Origin of the sequence: Methylophilus sp. VKM B-3414 (genome assembly GCF_032248435.1) — a bacterium.
GTDB classification, from domain to species: domain Bacteria; phylum Pseudomonadota; class Gammaproteobacteria; order Burkholderiales; family Methylophilaceae; genus Methylophilus; species Methylophilus glucosoxydans.
In genome coordinates this window covers 238871-250066 of the sequence record NZ_JAVTLI010000001.1, presented here as the reverse complement: position 1 = coordinate 250066, position 11196 = coordinate 238871, and the positions used below count along the sequence as shown (strand labels likewise).

At 52.6% G+C, this 11196-nt stretch carries 11 protein-coding genes and 1 riboswitch; of the genes, 1 reads left to right on the top strand and 10 read right to left on the bottom strand.

Features of this window, described 5'->3' with window-relative positions; translation table 11 throughout:
• Positions 1-244: 244 nt before the first annotated feature.
• The 4 genes from Q9292_RS01185 to Q9292_RS01170 form a co-directional block, all read right to left on the bottom strand.
• On the bottom strand, positions 245-631 hold the full coding sequence (locus Q9292_RS01185) for a type II toxin-antitoxin system VapC family toxin (RefSeq protein WP_313983747.1): 387 nt from the start codon (positions 629-631) through the stop codon (positions 245-247).
• Position 632: 1 nt separating this feature from the next.
• Positions 633-875: a type II toxin-antitoxin system prevent-host-death family antitoxin gene (locus Q9292_RS01180; RefSeq protein ID WP_313983744.1), complete on the bottom strand. Its 243-nt coding sequence runs from the start codon at positions 873-875 to the stop codon at positions 633-635.
• A 197-nt stretch (positions 876-1072) separates the two neighbouring features.
• Entirely contained in the window at positions 1073-1360 is a 288-nt protein-coding gene (locus Q9292_RS01175; RefSeq protein ID WP_313983741.1) for a helix-turn-helix domain-containing protein, read from the bottom strand.
• Positions 1353-1667 carry a transcriptional regulator gene (locus Q9292_RS01170; protein ID WP_313983738.1) on the bottom strand — a complete coding sequence of 105 codons (315 nt, stop codon included), beginning with the start codon at positions 1665-1667 and terminating at the stop codon, positions 1353-1355. The genes Q9292_RS01175 and Q9292_RS01170 overlap by 8 nt, the downstream gene beginning before the upstream one ends.
• Positions 1668-1967: 300 nt before the next feature.
• On the opposite strand from Q9292_RS01170, the gene Q9292_RS01165 reads away from it, so the two are divergent.
• Positions 1968-2195 carry a hypothetical protein gene (locus tag Q9292_RS01165; protein WP_228518658.1) on the top strand — a complete coding sequence of 76 codons (228 nt, stop codon included), beginning with the start codon at positions 1968-1970 and terminating at the stop codon, positions 2193-2195.
• Between the two features lie 100 nt (positions 2196-2295).
• On the opposite strand, the gene yfaE is transcribed toward Q9292_RS01165, so the two are convergent.
• From yfaE to Q9292_RS01135, 6 genes are all read right to left on the bottom strand, one after another.
• On the bottom strand, positions 2296-2709 hold the full coding sequence (yfaE, locus tag Q9292_RS01160) for a class I ribonucleotide reductase maintenance protein YfaE (RefSeq protein WP_313983734.1): 414 nt from the start codon (positions 2707-2709) through the stop codon (positions 2296-2298).
• A gap of 156 nt (positions 2710-2865) precedes the next feature.
• Positions 2866-3999: a class Ia ribonucleoside-diphosphate reductase subunit beta gene (gene nrdB, locus Q9292_RS01155; protein WP_275356988.1), complete on the bottom strand. Its 1134-nt coding sequence runs from the start codon at positions 3997-3999 to the stop codon at positions 2866-2868.
• 209 nt (positions 4000-4208) lie between these two features.
• Positions 4209-6488, bottom strand: coding sequence for a class 1a ribonucleoside-diphosphate reductase subunit alpha (nrdA, locus tag Q9292_RS01150; RefSeq protein ID WP_313983730.1), 2280 nt, complete (start codon positions 6486-6488; stop codon positions 4209-4211).
• A 177-nt stretch (positions 6489-6665) separates the two neighbouring features.
• Positions 6666-6887: riboswitch (cobalamin riboswitch) on the bottom strand.
• Between the two features lie 258 nt (positions 6888-7145).
• Complete coding sequence (locus Q9292_RS01145) at positions 7146-9524, bottom strand: TonB-dependent siderophore receptor (protein ID WP_194747200.1); 2379 nt, start codon at positions 9522-9524, stop codon at positions 7146-7148.
• 88 nt (positions 9525-9612) lie between these two features.
• Positions 9613-10614 carry a FecR domain-containing protein gene (locus tag Q9292_RS01140; protein ID WP_313983725.1) on the bottom strand — a complete coding sequence of 334 codons (1002 nt, stop codon included), beginning with the start codon at positions 10612-10614 and terminating at the stop codon, positions 9613-9615.
• 2 nt (positions 10615-10616) lie between these two features.
• Positions 10617-11132 carry a sigma-70 family RNA polymerase sigma factor gene (locus Q9292_RS01135; protein WP_313983722.1) on the bottom strand — a complete coding sequence of 172 codons (516 nt, stop codon included), beginning with the start codon at positions 11130-11132 and terminating at the stop codon, positions 10617-10619.
• Positions 11133-11196: the final 64 nt, after the last annotated feature.

Below are 11196 nucleotides of genomic sequence, written 5' to 3'. Positions count from 1 at the left end.
CCCCTTTACACCAAAGCCAAAACCATTCCAGTCATGGTCGAATCAAGATGAGGAAATCGTTGCACGCCTAGTTTTGTTGTATGCGTTTAATCACGCGGGATCAAACAGTCTGGCGCGCTTTTTTTAATGATTGTAAATGATGAGCTATTTTTTAAAAGGATTTTTTAATGCAGGCCATAACAGCATCAGCCTTGCACTCAGCAGATGGATATCACGCTGCTGAGTGCAGCCTAACAATATGTCGCTAGACCATGATTAAGGCGACCGGGTAGCCGCCGAGCTGGCGATCTGCCGTCATTAACGTCACCCCTTCGACCTGCGTCTGCGCAAGCAACATGCGATCAAAGGGGTCTTTATGCACCTCTGGCAAGGTGGCGACGCTCATGGCATGGCTGCTATTGATCTCGATCTCCTCAAAACCGTTCTCCAGCAAGTTACGCCGCAATACGGCCAAGTCCACTTTAAAGTCCGCCCGGCCCAGGGTGTTTTTGATGGCGATTTCCCACAGACTGGCGCTGCTGAAGTAGAGTTGATTGCCTGTATCTTCAATGAGGGCTTTTGCTTTGCTTGGCAGCTGCTCTGCCCCCGCCGCTGCCCAAAGCAAAATATGGGTATCGAGTAACAGCTTCATCTTACTCGAGGCCAAACAGGGTTGAAATTTCGGCTTTGCCCATCTCGTCAAAGTCTGCAGGCACCTGAATTTGACCTTGCATAAAGCCAATACGCTTGATTGCGGGCGGCTCAGTAACCTCTAACCGGGTGACTTTTACCAGCGGCTTACCCGCTTTGGCAATAATGAAAGACTCCCCATTGACAGCCTGATCCACCAGTTTAGAGAGTTGTGTTTTTGCCTCGTGAATATTGATAATTTGCATGATGTCCAACTTAAACTAAGTTTAGTTAGTTTAGTTTAAACAGAAGGGAGATTGGAGTAAAGACTTTCGGACTCAAGCACAGCTTTTTATGAGCTGTTATGGAGCGTCATGTGGCTAAGCATACAATACGTGAACAGATACTCACTGAACTTCTTTATAGTGAGCAACTTGAGTTTGCGCAAATAGTTGAGGCGAATTCAACGCACCTCCAACAGCACTTCTGGATGTTTATGCGCAATGCGCATCAAGGTTTGCGCTGCACCTGAAGGTTTAATCCGCCCCTGCTCCCAGGCTTGCAAAGTGCGCACGGATACCCCTAACAATTGGGCAAACTCGCTTTGCGACAACCCCACCTGGTTGCGAGCTGAAACCACAAATGAAACATCTACCTGCGTGCTACGCGCGACCTTGCCAGCTTTAAGCTCTTTGACAGATGTCAGCAAGTCTGCCTTGAATTGCGCCATCTCTTGATCGACTTTAGTCATTGATGAACTCCTGTTTTAAAACACTCAAGAAGTCACTGGGGAGATTGTCAAATTTGGCTTTTGCATACACGATCAGCAAGCCAATTTCTCCCTTCTCGAGCTGATTAACGTAAATCACCCGTACGCCACTGCGCTTACCCATGCCATCGCGCGACCAACGCACTTTGCGACAACCACCACTGTTTGGAATCACATCGCCAGCAAGTGGGTTTGCGGCAATCCAGTTGATAAATTCAACGCGCTCTTCATCACTCCATACCATCTTGGCGTACTTGATAAAGATGCTGGTCTCAACAATGGTGAGCATAAACTATACCCTTTAATAGTACAAATGCAAGCAATCGCCAAACGTGCGATGCACGATTGTTAATTAATGTAAATATATCATTATCTATTGGGATAGGCGCGCAATCTTCGAGCGATAAAGTTCAACTTAGGCACTAAATTTTAGGTGTTTTATGCAAATACCCCCTTAAAGTATTGAATTGAATCACTTATCTACCGCTTAGCGGTGTATACATCAGTAAAAAACTCTGATATGGTGTTTATAACTAAAAGAATTACGATGTTTTACAACGCATTGTTCCCGGGGTGGGTAAATTCGATTATGGCTAAAAGATCTGGAAAATATTTGTACTCCATACGTAGCGCCAATGGGGTGTTGGTAGAGAATCTGCAGGTGTACGGCAAATCCCGTGCCGAAGCGGATGAGAAAATTCGCCAGATGTATTGGCGCTGCGAGATTTTGAGTTGCAAACTGGTCGCGGATTTGGATACACGTGCGCCCAACCTCAAAATGCAATGGGTGCGACCGGCACCGCGTGCCGCGGGCTAGTCACAGCAGCATACTCAACAAGCACATAAAAAAGGCGCGAATGGTTTCGCGCCTTTTTTGTTGTGTGCTAATGGCTAAAGCCCGCGCTTAAAACGCCGGATTAAAACAAGGATAAATTACTGGCCGTGCTCCGTACTCTGGGGATGCGCCGTCTGACCAGTTTTTTGACGCGGCTGTCAGCGGTGCTGGGCAACGGGTCATCAAACAGTGACCCTTGTGCCGGGAACAACTCTTCTTGCGCCTGAAACACCTGCAACTCGGGGCGCAGTTCGCAATCGAGCCGGATATCCGACTTGGGGACGCAGCAGCATGGCAGGATTTCGTCACTGGCAATAAATGCCAGCGGTTGCTCCAGGTATTCGACTTCACCATCGAGCAGGCGCACGCGGCAGGCGCCACAATAGCCGCCACGGCATTGGTACTCGACCTCATGCCCGGTGCGCTCCAGGCCTTCCAGCAAGGTTTCATGCGGGATCAGGCTGAAGCGGGTATGCTGGCTGCGTATGCTGATCATTTTAAAAATGACTTGTTAAAATCAATAGCGAAACAATCAATTAATGAGCGCGCGGGATAAAGTGCAAGGCGTACGTAGCACAGAAACCGCAATGTACGCGAGAGTACATGAGGATTTCGCGCACCGCACAACGCCGCAATTTGCCCGCGCAGCCAATTACAACTCAAAGTCGTTGAGATCGTCAGCCGAGACTTCTGAATCAATCTGCCCGATCAAGTAAGAACTTAATTCTACCTCTTGAGGGGCCACTTGTACGGTGTCGGAAGACAGCCAGGTGTTGATCCATGGAATCGGGTTGTTTTTGGCATTGGGGAATGCCGGAGGCAAGCCGACTGAAGCCATGCGGGTATTGGTAATGTATTCCACGTACTGGCAAAGAATGTCTTTATTGAGGCCGATCATTGAGCCATCTTTAAACAGGTACTCGGCCCACAGTTTTTCCTGCTCGGCGGCGGATTTAAACATCTCGAAGCACTCGGTATGCAGTTCTGCGGCAATCTCGGCAAACTCAGCGTCATCCTGACCAGACCGCATGATGTTGAGCATGTGCTGTGTGCCGGTGAGGTGCAAGGCCTCATCACGCGCAATCAGGCGGATGATCTTGGCGTTGCCTTCCATCACCTTGCGCTCGGCAAAGGCAAACGAGCAGGCAAAGCTGACGTAAAAGCGGATCGCTTCGAGAATATTCACGTTCATCAGGCAACGGTACAGCAGTTTTTTGAGCGCGCGCTTGTTGACCACTTTGGTCTCGCCATTGATGACATGATTACCCTCGCCCAGCTGCGAGTACAGCATGGTTTGCTGGATCAGCTCATCGTAATAATGTGCGATATCCGAAGCGCGTGCCGTGATGTTTTCATTGCGCACGATGTCATCAAACATCACCGACGGATCATTGACGATATTGCGGATAATGTGGGTGTACGAGCGCGAGTGTATGGTCTCGGAAAACGCCCAGGTTTCAATCCAGGTTTCCAGCTCAGGCAGGGACACCAGTGGCAGCAAGGCCACGTTGGGGCTACGGCCCTGAATCGAATCCAGCAAGGTCTGATACTTGAGGTTGCTGATAAAAATATGCTTTTCGTGCTCGGGCAGATTCTGGTAATCGGAACGGTCTTGCGACACGTCAACCTCTTCCGGGCGCCAGAAGAAGGAGAGTTGCTTCTCGATCAGCTTCTCGAATACCGGATATTTCTGCTGGTCGTAGCGCGCCACATTGACGGGCTGCCCAAAGAACATGGGCTCTTTGAGTTGATCGTTATCGGTTTTGGTGAAGATGCTGTAGGCCATCTGTGTTCCTAATGTTTAAGTTTAATGCTCAAACTGTTTTTAAATTGTACTTATTACCCCACTGCAATAAGCGTTGAATCAGTGAGCGAGCGGGATAAAGTGCAAGGCGTACGGAGCACAGAAACCGGAATGTACACGAGAGTACATGAGGATTTCGCGCACCGCACAACGCAGCAATTTGCCCGCGTAGCCACTGAGTCAATGCTTATTTAAATTTTGCAGGCTCCGCTGGCACACCCATCGTCCTCGGCTTCCGTACCGCCCTCGCTCGCACCATCGCGGGTATTGTGGTAGTACAGCGTTTTAACGCCAAGTTTGTAGGCTTGCAGCAGGTCTTTCAGCAGTTGTTTCATCGGCACGCGGCCGCCTTCAAAACGGGTTGGGTCGTAGTTGGTGTTGGCTGAAATCGATTGATCGACAAACTTCTGCATCACGCCCACCAGCTTGAGGTAGCCGTCATTGCTGGGGATGCGCCACAACAACTGGTACTGGTTACGCAGGCGGTCAATCTCAGGCACCACCTGGCGCAAGATGCCGTCTTTGGATTGCTTGACTGAGACCAGGCCACGCGGTGGCTCAATGCCGTTGGTGGCATTGGCAATCTGGCTGGAAGTCTCGGATGGCATCAGCGCGGTCAATGTAGAGTTACGCAGGCCATCTTTTTGAATCTCTTGACGCAGGCTTTCCCAATCCAGATGCAGCGGCTCGCTGCACACGGCGTCGAGGTCTTTTTTGTAGGTATCAATCGGTAAAATGCCTTTGGCATAGGTGGTCTCGTTAAACGCACCACACGCGCCAAACTCGCGAGACAGTTGTACGGACGCTTTTAGCAGATAGTACTGAATGGCCTCAAAGGTACGGTGGGTCAAGCCCAGTGCAGCCTCGTCGGTATAGCTGGTGCCGTTTTTGGCCAGGTAATAGGCATAGTTGATCACACCCACGCCCAGTGAACGGCGCTTATTGGTGGCGTTGAGCGCGGCTTTGACTGGGTAATCCTGGTATTCGAGCAAGGCATCTAATGCACGAACCACGAGCTCGGCCAGGCCTTCGAGCTCGTCCAGCGATTCCAGCGCGCCCAGGTTAAATGCTGACAGGGTACACAGCGCAATTTCGCCTTCGGTGTCGTTGATGTCATTGAGTGGCTTGGTCGGCAGTGCGATTTCCATACACAGGTTGGACTGGCGCACCGGCGCAACAGCCGGATCAAACGGGCTATGCGTGTTGCAATGGTCTACGTTCTGGATGTAGATACGGCCGGTACCGGCGCGCTCTTGCATCATGAGCGAGAACAAGTCTACGGCAGGCAAGCTGCGCTTGCGGATGCTGTCATCGGCTTCGTATTGGGTGTACAGGCGCTCAAAGGTATCCTGGTCGGCAAAAAACGCGTCATACAGGCCGGGCACATCATGCGGCGAGAACAAGGTGATCTGTTCACCTTTGATCAGGCGCTGATACATGAGGCGGTTGATCTGCACGCCATAGTCGAGGTGGCGCACGCGGTTTTCTTCGACGCCACGGTTGTTTTTAAGCACCAGCAATGACTCAACTTCGAGGTGCCACAAGGGGTAGAACAACGTCGCCGCCCCACCGCGTACCCCACCCTGTGAGCAGGATTTGACCGCAGACTGGAACAGCTTATAGAACGGCAGGCAGCCGGTGTGCTGTGCTTCACCGCCACGAATTTCACTGCCCAGCGCACGGATACGGCCGGCGTTGACGCCGATACCGGCGCGCTGCGACACGTATTTCACAATCGCGCTGGAAGTGGCGTTGATGCTGTCCAGGCTGTCGTCACACTCAATCAGCACGCAAGAGCTGAACTGGCGTGTCGGCGTCCGCACGCCAGACATAATTGGTGTCGGCAGTGAGATCTTGAAGGTAGACACCGCATCATAAAAACGCTTGATGTAATCGAGACGCGCCTGGCCTTTGTAGTTAGCAAACAGGCTCATCGCCACCAGAATGTAAAGAAACTGCGGACTCTCGTAGATCTTTTTGGTGACGCGGTTTTGTACCAGGTATTTGCCCTCAAGCTGCTTGACCGCAGCATAAGAGAAATTCATGTCGCGCCAGTGGTCCAGATAGCCATTTAGCGTATCAAACTCTTCGCGGCTGTAATCCTTGAGCAGGTGCGGATCGTATTTGCCCAGCGCGGTCAGGTTGGTCACATGGTCAAACAAATGCGGTGGCTCAAACTGGCCATAAGCAATTTTGCGCAGGTGAAAAATATTCAGGCGCGCGGCCAGGTACTGGTAATCCGGCGTTTCTTCCGAAATCAGGTCGGCAGCAGATTTGATGATGGTTTCATGGATATCGTCGGTGCGGATACCATCATAAAACTGGATATGGGAGCGCAATTCAACTTGTGACACCGACACATTATTGAGGCCTTGTGCGGCCCAATCAATGACGCGATGAATCTTGTCGAGGTTAATCGGTTCCTTGCGGCCATCACGTTTCGTGGCTTGCATGGATTCGTATTGTGTCATGGTGGCTCCCAGTGCTGGCGGCGGAAGGGACACGGCACTGGCTGCGGGGCGCATTTTTTCTGGCAATAGCCTGCCCGTTGTCGAGCAATCAAAGAAAAAACCTGCACCCGTTTAAAGACCAGACTTGCAATCAGTACAGGACTCACTGCATCTGCCGAGGACACCCCGCCTCAAACGTTAACAAGAAAAAATCACGGCAGGTCTCCTGGCTCTCAGGTCATGATTGTTTGCCTTGGCCTTCCCGAATCGCTTCAGTGGCGAGCAAAGCAGCAAACAACTCGCTGATTACAGTTGCGGGGGCAGCTCTGGCTTGACAATGGCCATCGCCATCGCGCACCAGATTCCCTTTTAAAGACAGGCACCGATCAGTGCCCGTATACCGTATGGACGTGACTATAAATCAATATATACGCATTTTCAACACACAAAAACACAATATATTGTTATGAGACACTAAGTGATTGTTTTGCCTGAATATATTTTTTTGCAAGGCCCAGAGCAAGCATTTTGTGCTGTGACCTGATGTTTGCCCAGCCTCAAAAAATGCTTTTTTGCCTCACCGCCAGGCGACCGGAGGCGACAAGCCAGCGTCAGACCCGCCTACTGACGCTGGCGAGATGGCAGCCGCCATCGCAGCCACCCGCAAAGTTATCTCGCTTAAAAATCGAGTTGTGCACTGGCTTTAAAGATACGCGGCTCGCCTTGCGTCAGGAAATTCCAGTCGCCATGTGCTTGCCAGTATTTTTCGTTGGTCAGGTTCTGCACCCCGGCACGCAAGGTGAGTTGATGCGCGTTCAGCTTGGTGTGATAGCGCGCACCGAGGTCGAACAAGGTATATCTGTCCAGTGCATGGGTATTGGAGGCCTCAAGATAACGCCGACCGACGTAACGCGCGCCTGCCGACAGTGTCAGGCCAGGCAAATCCATCACCTGGTAGTCCGCATACAGCGCTGCACTCCAGCTGGGAGCATTGGCGGCATCCTTGCCATTCACGCTGGCATCATCACTTTTGTTTTCGCTTTGCATCCACACCAGGCTGCTACGCAACGCCCATTGGCTGCCTAACTCGACACGGCCAGCCAGGTCTAGCCCGCTCAACACCAACCCTTTGCTTTGTTGCACATAGACATTGTCTGCATTGGTATACGCCAAACCACGCTGCATGCGGAACAGCGCGGCCTCGGCCGACCAGAAACTACCCTGTTGCTTGAGGCCAATTTCATACTGCTTGCTTTCAAGCGGGCCAAACGACTGGTTTTCGTTATTGGTGCCTATGGGTGCCGTATTGCCTTCTTCGAGCGCTTCAACATAGCTGGCGTAAGCCGTGATGGACGCTTGTGGCTTCCAGAGCAAGGCGTAAGTCGGCGTCATTTTGCTTTTTTTGTAGGTGGGGCCATTGGGCTGATTTTTTTCATAGTTGCTATGTCTCAGACCAATAATCGTGCTCCATTCCGGCGTCCACTGCAGGGTATCACTCATAAACACACCGACATTACGGGTTTTGAAAATGGTACTGAGATTCCGGTTGATACTTGCGTCAGGATCAGTCTCATCACTGCGGCCAGTGTAAAGATTACCCGTCCCCAATAAGGCAAAACTGTCCGGTGCGCCACTGCGATGCACCGTCTGCAAGTCTGCGCCAGTGACCAGAGCATGCTTGATCTGGCCGGTTTCAAACTGGCCATGCAGCATCAGATTAGCTGACTGATTGTGATGTTGGCTATACCACTGCACTTGCGCATCGCTAAAGTTTCCCGCATCGTCATTGATGGTCATATAACTATCGTAATTGGTACGCCTGAGCTTGGAAACCCGCGCCGCAGTGCTTAAATACCACTGGTCATTAAACTGCCAGCGCAACGCCGTGCCTGCCGTCATCATCTCGGTTTCATGATAGGTGAAGTCCTGCGTCAAGCGGCGTGCGCCGTCAATCGGTTTAGGGCTGGCGGCATTTTGATCCACCACCAGGGCAAACATGGATCCATTGACCTTGCGCTTCTGGTAGAGACTATCCAGCTCAACCGTGAGTTGATCAGAGGGTTTGAAATCCAGCGCCACAGAGGCAGAGTCGCGCTTGATCGGGGCATCAAGATAGGTATCCCCTGCCTCATGGATGTAGTTAATACGCATGCCCGCACGCCCCTCTGCAAAGCGGCGACCAACATCCAGATTCAGGTTGTACTGGCTATCCGTCATTAAGCCCGCCGTCACGCGGGTGACTGGCGTATCCCCGGCGCGTTTGAGTCTGTAATTGAGGATGCCGCCCGGTTGCGCAAAGCCGTACATAAAACCGGACAAGCCTTTCAGCAGCTCAACCTGCTCAAAATGCTCAATCGGTAAATCGGTGTTCCATGGTGAAATATTCAGGCCATCGATCTTGTAGCCATTCAATAAATCCAGTGCCAAGCCTCTCACCGTAATCATGGTACTCTCCCGGGCCACGCCATTACTGGACGCGGTGACGGCTGCATCCAGCTTGAAGGCCTCGGCAACATTGCTAGCTTGGCGATCTAAAATGTCCTCAGCCTTGACCACACTGACTGAAAACGGGGTATCGAGTAAGGACTTGTCGCCCAGCGCCCCCTGACTGGCAGTACTCGCTTCATAACGGCTTAACAGACCGTTACCCTCTTTACTGGCCTGCACCTGTACCTCGCTTAAGGTTTGTGGCGCGTCTTTTTCGGTGATGACAGGAATCACACTGAAATGCGTTTCATCCGTCTGTTGTAATGCCAGGCCGGTATTTTCCAGTAATTGATGCAATGCGGCTTGCGCAGTGTAGCGGCCTTTAAGCGCGGCTGCTTTCTTGTCAGCCAACAGCGCGGCATTTGCACTCAAACTCATGCCCGTTTGTGCTGCGACTTGCGTCAATGCGGTTGAAAGCGGCCCTGCGGCAACATCAAAAACATAAGTGGCCTCTGTGGTCTGTGCCCAAGCGGCTGGCGCAAGCGGATGCAAGCCCATGGCGGGAAATAGCAGTGCTGCTCGCACAAGCAGCTTGCGCATCTGTGGACGGAATAAAACTGGGGATGACATGATATCAGGCTCCAAAGTTGAATATTGAATGGGTTCAACTGGTATGCCGGATGAGCATCAAAAAAGGGAACTCTGATTAGAAAATGGTTTATCGTGCGACCAGCGCCAAGCCACCCGCCGCGTCCTCACGCGTGCGCACGGGCAGGACCGTTTCGATGGCGGCCAGGATCAAGGGAATATCCTGAGCCGGGTAATTGAGCGGATAGACGCCAACCAGCCGCAAATTTGCCACCGCCGGCTGCACGCGGATAGGCACACGGGTATAGCGATTTAACTCGGCAACAAACTGGGCGAGCGGTAAATTGTCCGCCACCATTTGCCCGCGCGACCAAGCTTCACGGGCCAGGTCTGCCCGCCCATCGGCGATTACTCCGGTTGCGGTGAACCTCGCCTGCTGCCCTGCCAGGATATCCACACTGGCAGCATCATGCGGGCGAATGCGTACGGCGCCTTCAAATACGGCCACATGCCCGCCCTGCAAATCACCACGTACCGTAAAGCGCGTGCCGAGTGCGGTCAACCGGGCATGCAGGGTATCGACCACCAATGGCCTGGACGGGCGCTGCAGATCACGCGCGGTGGTGACAAGAATTTCGCCTTGATGCAAAACGATGCGACGCACATGCGGGTCATAGTGCACATCCACAGCAGTGGCCGTATTCAATGCCAGCAAAGTGCCTTCTGGGAGGCGCCAGGTTTTGCGCTCACCAATCTGCGTGCGATAACCGGCATGCGCAATTGCATAGGCATTGAGCCAACCACGCCACGGCAAGGCCTGGCGCATAAGCAAGCCACTGGCAAGCACCGTCACGCCCAAACCCAAACGGCGCAAGGTACGGCGACGCTCAACCGACTGCACCTGCTTTAAAGTCGCTCTTGCCGTGGCGGCAGGCACGGTGGTCGCCAGCTGTTTGAATGGGTGACTGATGGCTTCAACGCGCTGCCAAACCCGTGCATGCGCAGGATCGGCCGCCAACCAGGCTTGCCACTGCGCAAGCTCTTGTGCATGCAGGGACTGATCCTGCAAACGCGCAAACCACTCTGCCGCCTGATTTAAAATACGCTGCTCATCCGCCTGGTTGTGATGCATGGTTATGGCCCCTCATCCATCATCAGGCAAGCCAGCATGGCTTGTGCCATGTATTTTTTCACCATGCGCTCGCCAACCCCCAGCCGCTCAGCAATGTCGCGATAGCCGAGGCCATCCAGCTGTGACAACAGAAAGGCTTCGCGTACTTTGGGCTTTAGACAGTCCAGCAACTGGTCAATGCGGACCAGCGCCTCAAGTATCAGGGCACGCTCTTCGGGTGAGGCAACGAAAGTCTCAGGCGCCACAGCCAGCGTCTCCTGCCAGGCACGCTCCACCGCTTGCCGCCGCCAGTGATCAATCAGCAAATGCTTGGCAATCTGCGTGAGGTAGGCGCGGGGTTGTTCGAGCGCATGCACATTGCGCTTGCCATGCATCATGCGCAAGAACGTATCCTGCGCCAGATCGGCAGCTTGCTCATTGCAACCGAGCTTGCCGCGCAACCATGCGCGCAACCATTGGTGATGATCGATATACAAGGCGCCTACTGTTTGTTGCAGCGTATATTCGTTTGCCAGCATAACAAATGGATAAGATGCAATAAATGATAATAATTCTCATTATATCATCTATCCGCGCGGGTGG